Annotated in this window: 16 protein-coding genes and 1 pseudogene; 7 read left to right on the top strand and 10 right to left on the bottom strand. The window is 39.0% G+C overall.

The annotated features are described in order from the left end of the window. Positions 1–74 precede the first annotated feature (74 nt). From CS889_RS03300 to ispG, 3 genes are read right to left on the bottom strand one after another with little or no spacing between them, the layout of a single operon-like run. Positions 75–1,133 (bottom strand): tetratricopeptide repeat protein, encoded by a 1,059-nt coding sequence (locus tag CS889_RS03300; RefSeq protein ID WP_000914916.1) that lies wholly within the window; start codon positions 1,131–1,133, stop codon positions 75–77. 11 nt (positions 1,134–1,144) lie between these two features. After that, entirely contained in the window at positions 1,145–2,350 is a 1,206-nt protein-coding gene (locus tag CS889_RS03295; RefSeq protein WP_089086833.1) for a 2,3,4,5-tetrahydropyridine-2,6-carboxylate N-succinyltransferase, read from the bottom strand. A 2-nt stretch (positions 2,351–2,352) separates the two neighbouring features. Then, positions 2,353–3,432, bottom strand: coding sequence for a flavodoxin-dependent (E)-4-hydroxy-3-methylbut-2-enyl-diphosphate synthase (gene ispG / locus CS889_RS03290; RefSeq protein ID WP_000892501.1), 1,080 nt, complete (start codon positions 3,430–3,432; stop codon positions 2,353–2,355). Between the two features lie 162 nt (positions 3,433–3,594). Here ispG and CS889_RS03285 point away from each other — a divergent pair, with 162 nt between their 5' ends. From CS889_RS03285 to CS889_RS03270, 4 genes are read left to right on the top strand one after another with little or no spacing between them, the layout of a single operon-like run. Beyond that, a complete protein-coding gene (locus tag CS889_RS03285) occupies positions 3,595–4,722 on the top strand; it encodes a succinyldiaminopimelate transaminase (RefSeq protein ID WP_089086832.1) in 1,128 nt (375 codons plus the stop codon). Beyond that, positions 4,715–6,064, top strand: coding sequence for a UDP-N-acetylmuramate--L-alanine ligase (murC, locus tag CS889_RS03280; protein ID WP_089086831.1), 1,350 nt, complete (start codon positions 4,715–4,717; stop codon positions 6,062–6,064). The genes CS889_RS03285 and murC overlap by 8 nt, the downstream gene beginning before the upstream one ends. Then, positions 6,064–6,426 carry a hypothetical protein gene (locus CS889_RS03275; RefSeq protein WP_089086830.1) on the top strand — a complete coding sequence of 121 codons (363 nt, stop codon included), beginning with the start codon at positions 6,064–6,066 and terminating at the stop codon, positions 6,424–6,426. The genes murC and CS889_RS03275 overlap by 1 nt, the downstream gene beginning before the upstream one ends. Then, entirely contained in the window at positions 6,426–8,675 is a 2,250-nt protein-coding gene (locus tag CS889_RS03270; protein WP_172825103.1) for an endonuclease MutS2, read from the top strand. Before CS889_RS03275 ends, CS889_RS03270 begins: the two co-directional genes overlap by 1 nt. A gap of 142 nt (positions 8,676–8,817) precedes the next feature. On the opposite strand, the gene ppa is transcribed toward CS889_RS03270, so the two are convergent. The 7 genes from ppa to CS889_RS03230 all read right to left on the bottom strand — a co-directional run bounded on the left by ppa (position 8,818) and on the right by CS889_RS03230 (position 15,346). Continuing rightward, entirely contained in the window at positions 8,818–9,339 is a 522-nt protein-coding gene (gene ppa, locus CS889_RS03265; RefSeq protein WP_001047004.1) for an inorganic diphosphatase, read from the bottom strand. A gap of 51 nt (positions 9,340–9,390) precedes the next feature. Next, positions 9,391–10,686: a glycosyltransferase family 25 protein gene (locus tag CS889_RS03260; RefSeq protein ID WP_231899399.1), complete on the bottom strand. Its 1,296-nt coding sequence runs from the start codon at positions 10,684–10,686 to the stop codon at positions 9,391–9,393. 57 nt (positions 10,687–10,743) lie between these two features. Next, complete coding sequence (locus CS889_RS03255) at positions 10,744–10,884, bottom strand: hypothetical protein (RefSeq protein ID WP_414842564.1); 141 nt, start codon at positions 10,882–10,884, stop codon at positions 10,744–10,746. Positions 10,885–11,021: 137 nt separating this feature from the next. Beyond that, positions 11,022–12,020 carry a glycosyltransferase family 25 protein gene (locus CS889_RS03245; protein WP_089086826.1) on the bottom strand — a complete coding sequence of 333 codons (999 nt, stop codon included), beginning with the start codon at positions 12,018–12,020 and terminating at the stop codon, positions 11,022–11,024. Positions 12,021–12,044: 24 nt separating this feature from the next. Then, positions 12,045–12,620, bottom strand: coding sequence for an adenylate kinase (locus CS889_RS03240; protein WP_089086825.1), 576 nt, complete (start codon positions 12,618–12,620; stop codon positions 12,045–12,047). 16 nt (positions 12,621–12,636) lie between these two features. Further along, positions 12,637–14,370, bottom strand: a complete 1,734-nt coding sequence (gene aspS / locus CS889_RS03235; protein ID WP_089086824.1) for an aspartate--tRNA ligase — start codon at positions 14,368–14,370, stop codon at positions 12,637–12,639. A gap of 34 nt (positions 14,371–14,404) precedes the next feature. Further along, positions 14,405–15,346 carry a chemotaxis protein gene (locus tag CS889_RS03230; protein ID WP_089086823.1) on the bottom strand — a complete coding sequence of 314 codons (942 nt, stop codon included), beginning with the start codon at positions 15,344–15,346 and terminating at the stop codon, positions 14,405–14,407. Between the two features lie 71 nt (positions 15,347–15,417). On the opposite strand from CS889_RS03230, the gene ligA reads away from it, so the two are divergent. The 3 genes and pseudogenes from ligA (at position 15,418) to CS889_RS08645 (ending at position 18,356) form a co-directional block, all read left to right on the top strand. Then, positions 15,418–17,388, top strand: coding sequence for an NAD-dependent DNA ligase LigA (ligA, locus tag CS889_RS03225; protein ID WP_089086822.1), 1,971 nt, complete (start codon positions 15,418–15,420; stop codon positions 17,386–17,388). A gap of 173 nt (positions 17,389–17,561) precedes the next feature. Then, positions 17,562–17,894 carry a ribbon-helix-helix domain-containing protein gene (locus CS889_RS03220; protein WP_000399915.1) on the top strand — a complete coding sequence of 111 codons (333 nt, stop codon included), beginning with the start codon at positions 17,562–17,564 and terminating at the stop codon, positions 17,892–17,894. A gap of 247 nt (positions 17,895–18,141) precedes the next feature. Further along, positions 18,142–18,356 (top strand): annotated as a pseudogene (locus CS889_RS08645) (hypothetical protein). The last annotated feature ends 299 nt before the right edge of the window (positions 18,357–18,655 follow it).

The following is an 18,655-nucleotide window of genomic DNA, read 5'->3' as shown; positions in this document are numbered from 1 at the left end:
AGTAGTAATCTCTTAAAAATGCGATCTTTAGGGGGGTTTAGTTATGTGGCGGGAATGATTTCAAAATACCCCTACTAGGGTATCTCATAAGAATTGTATGGCATGAACAAGCGCCCGTAATTAGGATTCACGCGCAATAAATGCTCTTTGAAATTCCCGTAATTACGACAGCTTGACTCAAAGCCATTATCGCATGCATACGAGAATAAATCCAAAGCCCTTTGATCGTCTTGAGGCACGCCTAAGCCCTTTTGATACAGCACGCCTAAATTATTACAACTCCCCAAAATCCCCCCATCGCATGCCATTTGAAAATACTTCGCCGCATAGTGGTTATTTAACGGAGCCCCTAGATCCCCATTCGCATAAATCCAGCCTAAATTCGCACACCCCATCATGTCCCCAGCGTTACAAGCCAAATAATTCAAATCCACTTGACTGAGCTGCGCCTTATCAATGCCATAAATATTATTCACGTTAGACATCAAGCCCAAATTATAACACCCCATATCATTCCCGTTTTCGCATGAAAATTTATAATAACCCATCGCTTTGTAATAATCTTTTGGGACCCCACTCCCATTAGCAAACATCCACCCCAAATTATTGCATGCGAGCATGTCCCCCCCTTGACAAGCCACCGCATACAATTGCAAAGCGTTTTCTTTATCGTTTGAATCAGCGTTTTTTTTGTTTTCATACATTTGAGCCAGATTCGCACAAGCGGTCGCATCGCCCCCACTGCAACCCATTTCATAATAGCGAGCGGCTTTTAGTCTGTTGGTTTGGATCCCTACCCCATTAGCATACATCGCCCCTACCGCAAAACACCCAGCCGCATTACCATTATCGCACGATTGGGAAAAAAGCTTAAAAGCCCCTTGATAATCGCCCTTTTTAGCCAAATCAATACCGGCAGAAAGCTCGGTTTGAGCGTTTTCAGGCGATCCCAATTTGTCTAACAGATTGGAGTTATCGTTTTTAGGGGTGATTTGGGTGTTAGGGTTTGGCGCGCCCTTAGCGTTAGCGGGGTTTAATTCAGGGGGCGTGTTTTTTGGGGCTTGATTGTTTTCTTCAGCGCCGCTAAGCTGTAAGATTAAAAAAACAAGCCATAACAAACTTTTTTTGAGCATTCTTTTAATCCTTAATGCAGGTTTTGATTCAACTCAATTTTTTTCACGCTCCTAAAAGCGATCAGCTTGCCATTTTGGCTATTGGAACGAAAATGCACGCCATTTTTACCCGAAAGCTCCTTGCCTTTGTAAAGGTTGTTCGCATGCTTTTCTAAAGCGCTATTCACTTCTAAAAGCTTTTTAAACTCATTTTCTTCAATTTCTACCACGCTCCCGGCTAGTATCGCAACGCCTGCATCCACAATACAGCCATCGCCTAGACTAATTCCGGTAACGCTATTAGCCCCTAACAAACAATTTTTCCCAATGCTAATGGGGTTGTTATTCCCTCCGCTTAAAACGCCTAACACGCTCGCTCCCCCACCAATATCAGTGCCTGCTCCAACCACCACCGATGAAGAAATACGCCCCTCATTCATGCACGCTCCCATAGCCCCTGCGTTAAAATTCACATAACTAGCCCCGGGCATTTGAGTGTAACCTCCGGTCCCTAAATACGCCCCAAAGCGCGTTTTTGAGCTATCCAATAAGCGGATATTATCAAATTCAGGGATTAATTGCATCAAATAGCGCGGGAATTTATCTATAAAATCAATGCTAGGGAAATGGCCTCGCATTTTTAAAGCCACTTCGTTCATCCTGAGCCATTCTAATTCATAAGGCTTGTTACCGCTCCAGGCTGCATTAGAAAGCTGGTTAAAAATGCCCTCTAAATTCAAACTCCTCAAAGGGGCTTTACCTAAAGAGAGCGCTAAAAGTTTCATATACGCGCTCTCCACGCTCTCACAAGGCTTATCTTCAAACAAGATCACCAAGCGATAAAGAGACTCCCCATTATTATTTTTCAAACGATTTTCCTCTAAAGCCTTTAAAAGCTCTAAAACCACTTGGATATTCTTATGAGCCATTTTATTAGAATAGGCTTCATTCAAAAAGGGCGTGTAAAACTCTAGCGCTTTTAACACAAAACTTTCATCAATCTCAACGACGCACTCGCTCGCGCTCTCTTTTAGGACTTTTTCTTTAGAAAATGAGTTACAAAACACCGCATAAGAGCCTAGATTTTCCTCTTTCCAGTTCAAAATGGGGTAAGTGGCGCATAAAATCTTTTTGGAAATAGGGGCAATATCCACTCTGGCAATGCCAAAACCTAAAGGCTCTTTATAACTATTAGATTGCTGGTAGTTGCTCACAAAATTTTTAAATTTATTCATCATGCCTAATCCTTTAAACTTTTTTCTCTTTCTTTAGCTAAATTTTCCACTTCTATGACAAAAGTTTCAAACAAATCCTTTTCAGCCAGTTTGTGAATGACTTTACCCTCTTTAATGATCAAACCGCTGCGATTCCCAAAAGCGATCGCCATGTCTGCGTGTTTGGCTTCACCTAAAGCGTTCACCACGCAACCCATCACGCTAATGTCTAAAGGGGTTTTAATGTGGCTTAGGCGTTTTTCTACCTTGCTCGCCATATCCACTAAATTGGCTTCAATCCTCCCGCAAGTGGGGCAAGAAATCCAATTAATCCCCTCTTTCAAACGCCCGCTATGGCGTAAAATCGCTCTAGCCACTTTGATTTCATTTTCTAATTCCCCTGTGATGGATACGCGCATCGTATCCCCAATGCCTTCCATTAAAAGCCCCCCTAAAGCCATGGCGGATTTGATACTGGAGCTAAAAAGATTCCCCGCTTCAGTAACCCCCAAATGGAAAGGATAGATCACAAGGGGCCGTAGCATCCTGTAAGCTTCTATGGTACGCATCACATCGCTCGCTTTCAAAGAAATCTTAAAATTGGTAAAATCCAAATCTTCTAAAAGTTTAGCGTTATACAAAGCGCTTTCTACCATGCCTTTTGGGGTCGGCCCGTATTTTTGATCAAACTGCTTTTCTAAACTCCCGGCATTCACGCCAATTCTTATAGGAATGTTTTTTTCTTTACAAGCATCAACCACCGCTTTGATCTTGTCTTTAGAGCCGATGTTTCCGGGATTGATCCTGATCGCATCCACGCTTTGAGCGGCAATGAGAGCGAATTTATAATGGAAATGAATATCAGCGATTAAGGGCAAGGAAGACACTTTTTTCAATTCTTTTAAGGCTAGGGCGTCCTTTTCATTGCTCACCGCCACCCTCACTAAATCAGCCCCGGCGAGTTTGAGTCGGTCAATTTGATTTTTAGTGCTTTCAATATCAGCGGTTTTACTAAAGGTCATGCTTTGCGTGCTTATGGGAGCATCACCCCCTATGGCCACGCCACCGATAAAAATTTGCTTGGTCTTAACTCTATTTTCTAGCATTAAACCTCTTCATCAGTTAAATTCTTACGCACTATTATACTCTTTTATGCGCTCTCTTTCATGTTCTCTTTGGCTCTCTTTCGCTCTTTTTTAACGCTTTCAATGATAAACGCTTAAATTTTAGGTAAGATTAACCATTCCATTTTAAATTAAAGTAGCCCTATGACTTTTGAGCCATATCCTTTTGAACGATTGAGAGTCTTGTTTAAAGAGATCACCCCTAAAAAAAAGGGGCTAGATTTAGGCATCGGCGAGCCGCAATTTGAGACGCCCAAATTCATTCAAGACGCCCTCAAAAACCACACCCATTCGCTTAATATCTACCCTAAAAGCGCGTTTGAAGAGGGTTTGAGAGTGGCTCAAAGGGATTTTTTTAAACGCCGTTTCAAGATAGAATTGAAAGAAAACGAGTTAGTTTCCACGCTAGGTTCTAGGGAAGTGTTATTCAATTTCCCTAGTTTTGTTTTATTTGATTATCAAAACCCCACCATCGCCTACCCTAACCCTTTTTATCAAATCTATGAAGGGGCGGCCAAATTTATCAAAGCTAAAAGCCTTTTAATGCCTTTAGTTAAAGAAAATGATTTCACTCCAAGCTTGAATGAAAAAGAGTTGCAAGAAGTGGATTTAGTGATCTTAAATTCCCCTAACAACCCCACCGGGAGAACCCTTTCTTTAGAAGAGTTGATCGCTTGGGTCAAACTCGCTTTAAAACATGATTTTATTTTAATCAATGATGAATGTTATAGTGAAATTTATGAAAACACGCCTCCCCCTTCGCTTTTAGAAGCTTGCATGCTGGCTGGTAATGAAGCGTTCAAAAATGTTTTGGTTATCCATTCGCTCTCCAAACGATCTAGCGCTCCAGGGCTAAGGAGTGGTTTTATCGCTGGGGATAGTCGCATTCTAGAAAAATACAAAGCGTTTCGCACCTATTTAGGCTATACGAGCGCTAATGCAATCCAAAAGGCTAGTGAAGCGGCTTGGCTAGATGATGAGCATGCAGAATTTTTCCGCAATATTTATGCGAATAATTTGAAACTGGCGCGAAAAACCTTTAAAGACACGCTCATTTATCCTTATAGTTTTTATGCGTATCTGCCCGTTAAAAATGGCGAAAATTTTGCCAAAACGCTTTATCAAAACGAAGGCATCACCACCTTACCGGCCTTGTATTTAGGGCGTAATCGTATCGGCACTGACTATGTGCGTTTAGCCCTTGTCTATGACACTCCCCTTTTAGAAAAGCCTTTAGAAATCATAGAAACTTATCGAGAAAATCATGCTTGAAACCCCAAAAGTTTTACTCAAAAACTTACAAGATTGCAAGATCCATTTTATCGGTATAGGGGGGATTGGCATTTCAGGCTTAGCCAAATACCTTAAAGCGCAAGGGGCTAAGATCAGCGGCTCTGATATTGCCATAAGCCCTAGCGTTAAGTATTTGAAAGCTTTAGGCGTAGAAATTAATATCCCGCATGATCCAAAAGCGATCAACCATCAAGATGTCATTATCCATTCAGCCATTATCAAAGAAGACAATACCGAAATACAAAGGGCTAAGGAACTAGAAATCCCTATTTTGTCTCGTAAAGACGCTTTGTATTCTATCCTTAAAGACAAGCGCGTTTTTAGCGTGTGTGGGGCTCATGGAAAGAGTAGTATCACGGCCATGTTGAGCGCGATTTGCCCCGCTTTTGGAGCGATTATTGGGGCGCATTCTAAAGAGTTTGATTCCAATGTGCGAGAGAGCGCGGATATGAGCTTGGTTTTTGAAGCCGATGAAAGCGATTCAAGTTTTTTATTTTCTAACCCTTTTTGCGCGATTGTGCCTAACACAGAGCCAGAACATTTGGAGCATTATGACCACGATTTAGAGCGCTTTTTCTTCGCTTATAAATATTTTTTAGATCATGCTCAAAAAAGAGTGATTTACAAAGAAGATCCTTTTTTAAAAAACTATTCTAAAGACGCCATTGTTTTAGAAAAAAAAGACATTTATAATATCCAATACATTTTAAAAGACGGCGAGCCTTACACTTCATTTGAACTGAAAGACTTGGGGGCTTTTTTGGTGTGGGGGTTAGGCGAACATAACGCCACGAATGCGAGTTTAGCGATTTTAAGCGCTTTAGATGAATTGGATTTAGAAGAAATTAGAAATAATTTATTGAATTTCAAAGGCATTAAAAAACGCTTTGATATTTTGCAAAAAAACGCGCTCATTCTCATTGATGATTACGCCCACCACCCTACTGAAATTGGCGCCACTTTAAAAAGCGCTAGGATTTATGCCAATTTATTGAACACGCAAGAAAAAATTATTGTGATCTGGCAAGCGCACAAATACTCTCGCTTAATGGATAATTTAGAAGAGTTTAAAAAATGTTTTTTAGAGCATTGCGACAGATTAATTATCTTACCCGTTTATAGCGCGAGTGAAGTCAAAAGAGACATTGATTTGAAAGCCCATTTCAAGCATTATAACCCCACCTTTATAGACAGGGTGCGTAAAAAGGGGGATTTTTTAGAGCTGTTAGTCAATGATAATGTCATAGAAACGATTGAAAAAGGCTTTGTGATAGGCTTTGGAGCGGGGGATATTACCTATCAATTGAGAGGCGAAATGTAATGGGTGTAGCGGTTGTTTTATTTTTAACGCTAATTTTATTGTTTTTAGTTTTAAGGGATTTTGGTTTAGCTAGCCCCAAACAAAAGATTTTAGCTTTTTTAATCGTGGGGATTATAGGGGCGAGTATCAGCGTTTACACTTATAAACAAAACCAACAAAACCAACAAGAAATCACTTTGCAAAGAGCGTTTTTAAGGGGGGAAACCTTGTTGTGTAAAGGCATTAAAGTCAATAACCAAACCTTTAATTTAGTGAGCGGGACTTTGAGCTTTTTAGGCAAAAAACAAACCCCTATGAAAGACATTCTTGTGGATTTGGATTCTTGTCAGACGCTTCAAAAAGATCCCTTAATCCAACCCTAATGATGAATAATAATAATACCCTACCCAAACCCCTAGAAGAAAGCCTGGATTTAAAAGAGTTTATCGCTCTTTTTAAAACCTTTTTCGCCAAAGAAGGGGGTATTATTGCTTTAGAAAACGATCTCAAACAGGCTTTCACTTATTTAAATGAAGTGGATGCGATCGGTTTGCCTGCCCCCAAAAGCGTGAAAGAAAGCGAACTTATTCTTATCAAACTCACCAAATTAGGGACGCTCCATTTAGATGAAATCTATGAGATTGTCAAACGATTGCACTACATTGTCGTTTTACAAAACGCTTTTAAACCTTTCACGCATTTAAAATTTCATGAACGCCTTAACGCTATTGTCCTACCCCCTTTTTTTAACGATCTAATCGCTTTATTAGATGATGAAGGGAAAATCAAACAAGGGGCTAACGCTACCCTAGACGCTTTGAATGAAAGTTTGAACCGCCTTAAAAAAGAGAGCGCAAAAATCATTCACCATTACGCCCGCTCTAAAGAGCTTGCCCCTTATTTAGTGGATACGCAAAGCCACCTTAAACATGGTTATGAATGCCTTTTATTGAAAAGCGGGTTTTCTGGTGCGATTAAAGGCGTTGTGCTAGAAAGGAGCGCTAATGGCTATTTCTACCTCTTGCCTGAAAGCGTGCAAAAAATCGCGCAAAAAATCGCACAAATTAATAATGAAATAGATTGCTACATTGTTGAAATGTGTCAAACTCTAAGCCGTAGCTTGCAAAAACACCTTTTATTTTTAAAATTCCTTTTCAAAGAATTTGATTTTTTAGACAGCTTGCAAGCCAGACTCAATTTCGCTAAAGCCTACAATTTAGAATTTGTCATGCCAAGTTTTACGCAAAAAAAAATGGTTTTAGAAAACTTTTCGCACCCCATTCTAAAAGAGCCAAAGCCCTTAAATTTGAAGTTTGAAAAATCCATGCTCGCTGTTACCGGCGTGAATGCGGGCGGGAAAACCATGCTCTTAAAATCGCTTTTAAGCGCGGCGTTTTTGAGCAAGCATCTCATTCCTATGAAAATCAACGCTCATCATTCTACTATCCCCTATTTTAAAGAAATCCACGCCATTATCAACGACCCCCAAAACAGCGCGAACAATATCTCTACTTTTGCAGGCAGAATGAAGCAATTTAGCGCTCTTTTATCCAAAGAAAACATGCTTTTAGGCGTTGATGAAATTGAGCTAGGGACTGACGCTGATGAAGCGAGCAGTTTGTATAAAACCCTGTTAGAAAAATTGCTTAAGCAAAACAACCAAATCATTATCACCACGCACCACAAACGCCTGAGTGTGTTAATGGCAGAAAACAAGGAAGTGGAATTACTAGCCGCTCTTTATGACGAAGAAAAAGAACGGCCCACTTACACTTTTTTAAAAGGGGTTATTGGCAAAAGCTATGCGTTTGAAACCGCTTTACGCTATGGCGTGCCGCATTTTTTGATTGAAAAAGCGAAAGCCTTCTATGGCGAAGATAAGGAAAAATTGAATGTTTTGATTGAAAATTCCAGCGCGTTAGAAAGGGAATTGAAACAAAAAAATGAACATTTAGAGGACGCTTTAAAAGAGCAAGAAGATTTAAAAAACGCATGGCTTTTAGAAATGGAAAAACAAAAAGAAATCTTTCACCATAAAAAATTGGAATTGGAAAAATCCTACCAACAAGCCCTAAATATCTTAAAAAGCGAAGTCGCTTCAAAAGATACCAGCTCCATGCATAAAGAAATCCATAAAGCGAGCGAGATTTTAAACAAGCATAAAACAAGCCATGAGATCCCACAAATCATAACAAGCTTTCAAATTAACGAAAAAGCGCGCTATAAAAATGAAAGCGTGCTGATAGCGCAAATTTTAGACAAGGGCTATTATTTGGTAGAAACCGAGCTTGGCATGCGCTTAAAAGCGCATGGGAGTTGGTTGAAAAAAATCCAAACACCCCCTAAAAACAAATTCAAACCCCCTAAAACCATCGTTCCTAAACCTAAAGAAGCGAGCTTACGCCTTGATTTAAGGGGGCAACGCAGCGAAGAAGCCCTGGATTTACTAGACGCTTTTTTAAACGACGCGCTTTTAGGGGGCTTTGAAGAAGTGCTGATTTGCCATGGCAAAGGGAGCGGGATTTTAGAAAAGTTTGTGAAAGAATTTCTAAAAAACCACCCTAAAGTGGTGAGTTTTAGCGACGCTCCCATTAATTTAGGCGGCAGTGGGGTTAAAATCGTTAAATTGTAGTTTTTGGTGCTTTTTATGGGGAATACAAAAATCCGTTTAAACTACCCTATTTTATACCAACACCCAACAAGACAAAAGCCTTTTATATTGTGAGCGTTAAAAAGGGATTTTATAGCTTAATTGAGCCAAAACCCTTAAATCTTTAGCCTTGATAGGCTTTTATGGCTTTTTCTAAAACCTTAATCGCGCTCTCTTTGTTTTCAAACCCCTTGACTTTCACCCATTTATTAGGCTCTAAATCCTTGTAAGTTTCAAAAAAATGTTTGATTTTATCCAAAGTGTGTTTGGATAAATCATCAATATCTTTGACATAGGAATGCGTGGGATCAACCTTATCTATGGGCAGAGCGAGTAATTTTTCATCCATTCCGCTTTCATCTTCCATGTTCAAAACCCCAACCAAGCGTGCTTTCACCACGCTCCCGGCTTGAAAAGCCACATCGCTTAAAACAAGCGCATCTACAGGGTCGCCATCAGATCCTAAAGTGTTAGGCACAAAGCCGTAATTTGCGGGGTAATTTTGCGCCCCATAAAGCACCCTATCCACCATTAAAGCCCCGCTTTCTTTATCCAATTCATACTTGATATTAGAATGCTTGGATATTTCAATCACCACGCACAAAGAATCAGCGTCATGGCTCACTTCTAATTGGTCTAAATTCATTGCAATCTCCTTTGAATAAAAAGACTTATTCTAACATAAAGCCCGCTCTTTTTAAACCTCTTTAGGGGTTTTTAAAGGAGCGTATCGTTTGCTGTATTTGTGAAAGGCTTTTAAGCACTTTCTGGCGTTGAATTTATGATAAAAAAGATTATCAAAATAGGATTTTCTAGGAGGCTTTAATGAAATGTCAGGCTTTTTCGCATTTTGAATGGTGCTATTGAAAGCATGTTTGTTTAAAGAAACAGGGCAAGGCAAATAAGTCAAATTAACCACATCATGGTAAGTGGGGTTGTTCATAAACATATCCACCGGCTCTATGATTTTAAAACGCTCCGTGGCTTCTATAAAGGTTTTAGCGCCTTTTGGCGTGAGGTAGTAGCCTGCCGTAGTGGCCACATACACGCTGGTGAGGTAAAAATGCTCTAAAAAAAAGGCTTCTTTTTCATTATCAGCGCGAGATTCCCAAAAAGTCTCCTTGATGTTTGCCTCTTTTGCCAATAAGGATTCGTATTTTCCCATGAGTTCGTCGTATTTTTCCGCAATATTCTTATTGAGATCATCGTATTTTGTGGTGAGATCATCGTATTTTGTGGTGAGATCATCGTATTTTCCTGTGAGATCATCGTATTTTGATACGAGTTTCTTATACACTTCTGTCCGAGCTAAAATACTTCCAATAAAGCGGTTGAGTTTTCTTTTAATTTTTTTAAAAAACACTGGATTAAAAGAGATTTTTTGGGGCGCTATTTTGCAAGGCTCAGATAGTTCTTTAGGGTCTTGTTGCGTTTCCATAATAGAGTTTTGTTGCACATCTTGCGTGGGATTGGGGGGGGGGGGGGTGACTTCATGGTTTTCAATAGGCGTTTCTCCAACAAACGCTTCAGCCTCTTCAGCCTCTGTATAGATAGGGAGAGCGCGCAAGTTGGTTTTATGGCCTCCCCAATAATGCCCATAGAGTCTCACAAAATCAAAAGGGCTTTTCAAACAATCTTCTAAGGCTTGCATGAAATGAGACTCTAGCGTTGCATCATCTTCTAAAATAACGACCGGTTGGTTTGATTTGACGCATTCTTTCCACAAAAGATAATGGCTTAAATAGCACCCGAATTCTTGGGGCAATAATTCTTGATAACAATAATCAGAATGGAACCAATCGGATTTTAACAAACTTGAAGAATCATAAAGCTCTTGAATAAATTTTTCAAAATCTTGATGTTTAGGGCTAATAGCGTCAAAGATTTGGAAAACGCAACGGCCTTTAAATTTTTCATTGGATTCTAAAACGAGTTTTTCAGTATCCAAACGCCTTTGACTTTCTTTTAAAGAAATGATATAAACTTGTGTCAAATGAACTCCTAAATATGGTATTCTCTGGCATTCTACCATAAAGTTTTTTCATTCTTTTTAAACCTCTTTAGGGGTTTTTAAAGGAGCGTATTGTTTGCTGTATTGTTGGAAGGCTTTTAAACGCTTTTTAGCGTTAAGGCTATAATAGAAAAGATTCTTAAAAGTTGATTTTTTAGGCGGAAAGGGGTAAGATTTCAAGCTCTTTTTTTGGGGCTTTTGAATTCAGTATCCAAACGCCTTTGACTTTCTTTTAAAGAAATGATATAAACTTGTGTCAAATGAACTCCTAAATATGGTATTCTCTGGCATTCTACCATAAAGTTTTTTCATTCTTTTTAAACCTCTTTAGGGGTTTTTAAAGGAGCGTATTGTTTGCTGTATTGTTGGAAGGCTTTTAAACGCTTTTTAGCGTTAAGGCTATAATAGAAAAGATTCTTAAAAGTTGATTTTTTAGGCGGAAAGGGGTAAGATTTCAAGCTTTTTTTTTGGGGCTTTTGAATAGTGCTGTCTAAAGAATGCTCACTTAAAGAAACAGGGCAAGGCACATAAGTTAGATTCGCCACATCATGATAAGCAGAATTATCCATAAACATATCCACCGGCTCTATGATTTTAAAACGCTCCGTGGCTTCTATAAAGGTTTTAGCGCCCTTAGGGGTTAAGTAATAACCGGCTGTAGAAGCCACATACACGCTGGTGAGATAAAAATGTTCTAAAAAAAAGGCTTCTTTTTCATGCGTTGCGTAATAGCTTTTTTGTATTTTTTTGAGAATATAGTGGATGACTTTATGGGTAGAAAGATTTAAAAATCTAGAAATATCAAAAAATTTTTTAAATTTTTCTAAAATAGGGTTATTTTTAAAAGGATAATCAAAGGGAGGAAATACAAATTCTTTGGGCAAAACATGGAATTTTGTCTCGTGGTAATACCAATAGCACCCATAGAGTCTCACAAAATCAAAAGGGCTTTTCAAGCAGTCCTCTAAGGCTTGCATGAAATGAGACTCTAGCGTTACGTCATCTTCTAAAATAACGACCGGTTGATCTAATTTGACGCATTCTTTCCACAAAAGATAATGGCTTAAATAGCACCCCAATTCAGGCAAAGTCAAACCAGCGCCAACATAAGAATGATACCAATCAGATTGCAATAAACTTTGAGCGTCATAAAGCTCTTGAAGTAATTTTTCAAAATCTTGATGTTTGGGGCTAATGGCGTCAAAGATTTGGAAAACGCAACGGCCTTTAAACTTTTCATTGGATTCTAAAACGAGTTTTTCAGTATCCAAACGCCTTTGGCTTTCTTTTAAAGAAATGATATAGACACCAATCACAGATCATTCTCTTTGGAACGCATTTTAATTTGCAAAAGACAAAATATACTCTTGCATTTCATTCACGATTTCTTCAATGCTTCTTTCGCCATTGATGATTTTATGCAAACGTTTAGCCTTGTAGAAGTTTTGGATTTCAGCTAAGGGGTCTAAAAACACCCGCATGCGGTTATGAAACACCCTTTCATTATCATCAGCCCCCCTAGAGCGCCCTAAAACCCTTTCTTTAGCGGTGTTTTCACTCACTTCTACTTCAATCACGCTTTTTAAGATCACTTCGTTTTGAGCGTTCAATTCCTTATCCAGAGCCTGCATTTGTTCCACGCTCCTGGGATAGCCATCAATTAAAATGATCCCTTTGCTAGAACTTTTAATCGCTGAAAGGATCGTTTCTACCACAATTTCTAAAGGCACTAATTCGCCTTGAGAAGTGAATTTCTCAATCAATAAGCCTCGCTCAGTCTTTTTAGTGCTCTCAGCTCTCAATAAATCCCCAGTAGAAAAATGAGCGATTGTTTCGCTGTTATTCTTAGCGATAAGCTCTGCGTCAGTGGTTTTACCACTCCCTGGGGCTCCAATAATCAAAAATAGTTGTTTCATATCGTATCCTTTTAAATTATTTTCTCAAGCGAATGTGTAATTCTCTTAGTTGCTCTTCATTAATGGGGCTAGGCGCATCAGTCAATAAGCATGAAGCTTTTTGCGTTTTAGGGAAAGCGATCACGTCTCTAATGCTGCTAGATTTTGTCATTAGCATGATCAAGCGATCAAAGCCTATCGCAAAGCCCCCATGAGGAGGAGCGCCAAATTTTAGCGCTTCTAGCAAAAAGCCAAATTTCTTTTGCGCTTCTTCTTCATGGATATTGATTTTTTCAAAGACTTTTTTTTGCATTTCTTCTTTATGAATCCTAATGCTTCCCCCACCAAGCTCCACGCCATTAAGCACCACATCATACGCATGCGCTTCAATCTCTTCTATGTCTTCGCATTCTATATTTTTAGGCATCGTAAAGGGGTGGTGCGCGGCATGATAGCCGTTTTCGGTTTTTTCAAACATGGGGAAATGGACCACCCATAAGAAATGCAAAGCGTCTTTATCAATCAAATCAAGCGTTTCAGCCACTTTTAAGCGCAAGCGCCCCATGTAATCTAACACGATTTTTTTATCCCCGGCTCCAAAAAAGACAATATCCCCGACTTGCGCATCAGTTCTTTCTAAAATATTCTTAAGCCCCTTTTCGCTTAAAAATTTAACTAAAGGCCCTTTAACCTCATTTTCTTTAATTTGCAAATACGCTAAGCCTTTAGCCCCAAATTGGCGCACAAATTCTTCTAATTCTTTTAAAACGTTGCGGCTAAAAATGACATCAGCCCCTTTGACGTTCAAAGCTTTAATGCGTTTGTGTTTAGAATCTTGTGCGATATTAGAAAAAATAGCGTTTGAGCTGTCCATAAAGCAATCCCCCACTTCTATTAAAGGCAATTCAAAGCGTAAATCCGGCTTATCGCTCCCGTAATTTTCCATCGCTTCCTTATAGGGCATGCGTTTAAAAGGTTTAGAAATGGTATGTCCGATCGCTTTAAAAATCGCTTGCAACAAATCTTCCACCACGCCCATCACATCATTTTCATTACAAAAACTCATTTCCGCATCAATTTGCGTGAATTCTGGCTGCCTGTCCGCCCTCAAATCTTCATCTCTAAAGCAACGAGCGATTTGAAAATACCTATCCATTCCCCCCACCATTAAGAGCTGTTTGAATAATTGCGGGCTTTGAGGGAGCGCAAAAAATTCGCCCTCATGCACCCTGCTTGGCACTAAATAATCCCTAGCCCCCTCAGGCGTGGTTTTAGACAAAATGGGGGTTTCAATCTCTAAAAAGCCCTTTTGGGCCAGAGTGTTACGAGTAATTAAGGCCACTTCACTGCGCAATTTAAAGATTTCATAAGAATTAGGAGAGCGCAAATCCAAATAGCGGTATTTCAAGCGCAAATCCTCATTCACATGTTTGTTGCCAATTTCAATCGGTGGGGTAGCGCTTTTATTTTCAATGACTAACTCTTCTAAAACGATTTCAATTTTACCGGTCTTTAGTTTAGGGTTTTCTAGCCCAGCGCCCCTTAAACGCGCTTTCCCTTTAGCCACTAGCACAAATTCGCTCCTAACTTCTAAAGCCTTTTCATAAGCCTTAGAGCTAGGATCACAGACTAATTGCACTAAACCGCTTTTATCCCTTAAATCAATAAAAATCACGCCTCCATGGTCTCTATAAGTGTTACACCACCCGGCCACTTTGATGATTTTACCCACATCTTTTTCACTAATTTCTGTGCAGAAATGACTTCGCATGTTTTATCCCTTTAAATTAAAACAAAAATTAAATTTATGAAAGCGTTTTTTTAAGCATTTCATGGATTTCAAGAATGTTAGATTTTACCACAAAACCATCCGCTTTTAAAGATTGGGCTAATTGGCGGTTAGAATCGCTGCTCATGGACGAATTGATAATCACAGGAATACGCTCAGTCCTGTGATCAGCTTTAATGGTTTTTAGCACTTCAAACCCTGAAACGTTAGGCATTTCTAAATCCGTAATCACCACGCCGACTTGTTGGTAATGTTCTTTTTCATACAAATAATCCAACAATTCCCTCCCATTTGGAAAGGCTAAATAACGCAATTCTAAAGTTTGAACGATCTTTTCTAGGGTTTTAAGAGCGCTTAAGGAATCTTCAGCGATTAAAATGAGTTTTTGGCTTTGAATGGCTTCTATGCAACGCAAAGTCAAATCGTCTAAATCCTTCAAGCTAGGGAAAACATCGCTTATCATTTTTTCCACATCTAAGATCTGCACCACTCGTTCTTTATCAAAACGGGTGATAGCGCTAAGCTTACCCTCTTCATTAATGCCTTGTTTGTCCCCAGCGCTAATCTCATTCCAATTTTTATGAATAATCCTTTCAATTTTTAAAACCTTTAGAGCGATGGAATGGTTAGAAAAATGGCACACGATCACCAAATTATGGTCATCTTTAACGCTGCATTCTTTTAGATCACGACTCGGATCATTCGCGTTATAATGCAACCACCTTTTCACATCCACTAAAGGGATAGACTCACCCCTAACGCTAAGAAACCCGAGCATCACGCCATCGCTCCCTCCAAGAATCTCTGTAACCTCCCCGTCATAATGGATAATTTCTCGGATCTTAAAAATATTCATGCCATAAAGTTGGGCGTCTTTTTCTGCATCTAATCTAAAGCATAGAAACTGCGCTTCGTTGTTCAAGTGCAACGAAGTCGTTTTGTCAATATCTTTTACCACCTATTTTCCCCTAAGCCCTATCAAAGATTAAATGTTATAATACTACCCTAATTTAGTTTAAAAGGTTTTTAATGATAAAAAGCCAAAAAGAATATTTAGAAAGAATTGAATATTTAAACACCCTATCGCACCATTATTACAACCTTGATGAACCCATCGTAAGCGATGCGGTCTATGATGAACTTTACCAAGAATTAAAAGCTTATGAAGAAGAAAACCCTAATCGCATTCAGGCTAACTCCCCTACCCAAAAAGTGGGGGCCACTGCCACCAATGAGTTCAGTAAAAACCCCCATTTAATGCGGATGTGGAGCTTAGATGATGTGTTCAATCAAAGTGAATTGCGAGCGTGGTTGCAACGCATTTTAAAAGTTTATCCTAACGCTTCATTCGTGTGTTCGCCCAAACTTGATGGGGTTTCACTCAATCTTTTGTATCACCATGGCAAGCTAATAAGCGCGACCACTAGGGGTAATGGCTTAGAAGGGGAGCTTGTTACCAACAACGCTAAACACATCGCTAATATTCCCCATTCTATCGCTTATAATGGAGGAATAGAAATCAGGGGCGAAGTGATCATTGCTAAAGAGGATTTTGACACTTTAAATAAAGAACGCCTAGATACTAACGAACCCCTATTCGCTAACCCCAGAAACGCCGCATCAGGGAGTTTGAGGCAGCTTGATAGCAATATCACTAAAAAGCGTAAATTGCAATTCATCCCTTGGGGCGTGGGCAAGCATTCTTTAAATTTCCTAAGCTTTAAGGAGTGTTTGGATTTTATTGTCTCGTTAGGTTTTAGCGCTATTCAATACTTAAGCTTAAACAAAAACCACCAAGAAATAGAAGAAAATTACCACACCCTGATTAGAGAAAGGGAGGGCTTTTTTGCCCTTTTAGACGGCATGGTGATCGTTGTGAATGAATTGGATATTCAAAAGGAGCTAGGCTACACGCAAAAATCCCCCAAATTCGCTTGCGCTTATAAATTCCCGGCTCTAGAAAAACACACCAAAATTGTAGGAGTCATTAACCAAGTGGGGCGCAGTGGGACGATCACACCGGTCGCTCTCTTAGAGCCTGTGGAAATTGCTGGGGCTATGGTTAATAGAGCAACCTTGCACAATTATTCTGAAATTGAAAAAAAGAATATCATGCTCAATGATAGGGTCGTCGTCATTAGAAGCGGCGATGTGATCCCTAAAATCATCAAACCTTTAGAATCTTATAGAGACGGCTCGCAACAAAAAATCATGCGCCCCAAATTTTGCCCTATATGCTCGCATGAGCTTTTGTGCGAAGAGATTTTTACTTATTGTCAAAACCTTAATTGCCCGGCAAGGTTGAAAGAAAGCTTGATTCATTTTGCTTCTAAGGACGCTTTAAACATTCAAGGCTTGGGCGATAAAATCATAGAGCAACTTTTTGAAGAAAAACTCATTTTTAACGCCTTGGATCTGTATGCTTTAAAATTAGAAGATTTAATGCGGCTAGACAAGTTCAAAATCAAAAAAGCTCAAAATCTGTTAGACGCTATTCAAAAGAGCAAAAACCCTCCCTTATGGCGTTTGATTAACGCTTTAGGGATTGAGCATATCGGTAAAGGAGCGAGTAAAACGCTAGCCAAATACGGCTTAAATGTGTTAGAAAAAAGTGAAGCCGAGTTTTTGGAAATGGAAGGCTTTGGGGTGGAAATGGCGCATTCTTTAGTCAATTTTTATGCGAGCAATCAGGAATTTATCCGATCGTTATTTGATTTGTTAAATCCTAAAAGTAGCGATACGGCTGAAGAAAAGCAAAAAAGCTCTTCTGTTTTCAGCAATAAAACGATTGTTTTAACCGGCACGCTTTCTAAACCACGGCAAGAATACGCTCAAATCCTAGAAAATTTAGGGGCAAAAATTGCTTCAAGCGTGAGCGCTAAAACCGATTTTTTAATCGTTGGAGAAAACGCCGGCTCAAAACTCGCTCTGGCAAAAAAACATGGCGTGAGCGTTTTGAATGAAGAAGAATTGTTAAAACGCCTTAAGGAATTGGATTAAAAATCATCGTTTATTAAAATCAAGCTCCTTTACCATTTGTTTTAAGATTTTATGTTTAATACCCAGTCAAATTCTAAAGAAAAAATTCCAATTTTCATTCTTAATAGGATTTACCCACAAAATCCTATTTTATAGTAGAATGTAAAAAAATAAAGACACTTTAAGGAGTAATAATGGAACACCATAAAGCGCACACAACCATTCAGGCTTTACAAGCCAAACGCAAAAGGTTGCTAACCGAATTAGCCGAGTTAGAAGCAGAAATAAAAGTGGGTAGCGAACGAAAGAGCAGTTTTAATGTTTCGCTCTCGCCGAGTTTGTTAGCCGAAATAGAAGAGATAGAATACGAAGAAAAAACAAGTAAAGAGCGAAGAATCAATCACAGCGTTTTGCTTTCGCCCAGTTTTATGGCTAAAGTGGATGAATACATGAAAGAGAAAGGTTTTCCTAATCGATCGCTCCTCTTTGAAAAAGCGTTGGAGTTTTATATGCTAAAACACCCATAAGCCAATAGCGGGCAAAAAACACATTACGAGAAAGTTTTGACAATAAGGGATTAAAAGCTCCGTTTCTCTAGCTTTTTTGGGGTCTTTCTTATTTAAAGCCTTGACTTTGTCTATTTTTAGAGTTGAAATGCTTTTTAAAATCGTTCCCACTCGCTTAAATCGTGTCTGTCAGTAACGCTATCGCTTTGACAAAAAATATAATAACCCCAAATGGGATTTTAAATCATTCCTAATATAAGGGGTTTTTATGATTTCTAACATCAGCACACGCCCAAAAAACCTACCCACCTAAATTAAACGCAAACGGCCTTTTTAAATCCTACCAATTTTTTATAAAATTGATTATTATGGATGAACTAGAAACCAATTTAGAGCAAAAACGCTCTTATATCAAATCTCATAAGCTTGCGCAACACCCAACAACTTACAAGCATCATCGCCACTCCGATCCTGTTGTCTTAGATAGTTACGAATGGGTAGGAATGGTAACATTGCTTAATGCGAATATTCTTTTAACTCTATATTAATCGCTTCAAGACTAATCGTTGTGATCGCTTTTATCTTTATTGTTCTCTCTTTTTATGCGCTTTAGTATCATCGCTATTCTTCATTTTAAAGCGCTTATTTTTTGTTAGTGTTTCTTCAAGCGCATTGTTTTGTTTTTGCTTGGCAATTTTTGTAGCTAGAATTTTTCAAAACGAACAAAGCATCTTGGGATTTTGTAATACCATCAATCTCTATGTGCTAATGTCTTGTTTAGT

This window comes from Helicobacter pylori (assembly GCF_900120335.1).
Taxonomy (GTDB): domain Bacteria; phylum Campylobacterota; class Campylobacteria; order Campylobacterales; family Helicobacteraceae; genus Helicobacter; species Helicobacter pylori_BU.
This window is presented reverse-complemented; position numbering and strand designations above follow the sequence as displayed.

Bases quoted from the DNA above. Each gene is read 5' to 3' on its own strand.
- CS889_RS03300 (WP_000914916.1), bottom strand. From the start codon at position 1,133: ATGCTCAAAAAAAGTTTGTTATGGCTTGTTTTTTTAATCTTACAGCTT.
- CS889_RS03295 (WP_089086833.1), bottom strand. From the start codon at position 2,350: ATGATGAATAAATTTAAAAATTTTGTGAGCAACTACCAGCAATCTAAT.
- ispG (WP_000892501.1), bottom strand. From the start codon at position 3,432: ATGCTAGAAAATAGAGTTAAGACCAAGCAAATTTTTATCGGTGGCGTG.
- CS889_RS03285 (WP_089086832.1), top strand. From the start codon at position 3,595: ATGACTTTTGAGCCATATCCTTTTGAACGATTGAGAGTCTTGTTTAAA.
- murC (WP_089086831.1), top strand. From the start codon at position 4,715: ATGCTTGAAACCCCAAAAGTTTTACTCAAAAACTTACAAGATTGCAAG.
- CS889_RS03275 (WP_089086830.1), top strand. From the start codon at position 6,064: ATGGGTGTAGCGGTTGTTTTATTTTTAACGCTAATTTTATTGTTTTTA.
- CS889_RS03270 (WP_172825103.1), top strand. From the start codon at position 6,426: ATGATGAATAATAATAATACCCTACCCAAACCCCTAGAAGAAAGCCTG.
- ppa (WP_001047004.1), bottom strand. From the start codon at position 9,339: ATGAATTTAGACCAATTAGAAGTGAGCCATGACGCTGATTCTTTGTGC.
- CS889_RS03240 (WP_089086825.1), bottom strand. From the start codon at position 12,620: ATGAAACAACTATTTTTGATTATTGGAGCCCCAGGGAGTGGTAAAACC.
- aspS (WP_089086824.1), bottom strand. From the start codon at position 14,370: ATGCGAAGTCATTTCTGCACAGAAATTAGTGAAAAAGATGTGGGTAAA.
- ligA (WP_089086822.1), top strand. From the start codon at position 15,418: ATGATAAAAAGCCAAAAAGAATATTTAGAAAGAATTGAATATTTAAAC.
- CS889_RS03220 (WP_000399915.1), top strand. From the start codon at position 17,562: ATGGAACACCATAAAGCGCACACAACCATTCAGGCTTTACAAGCCAAA.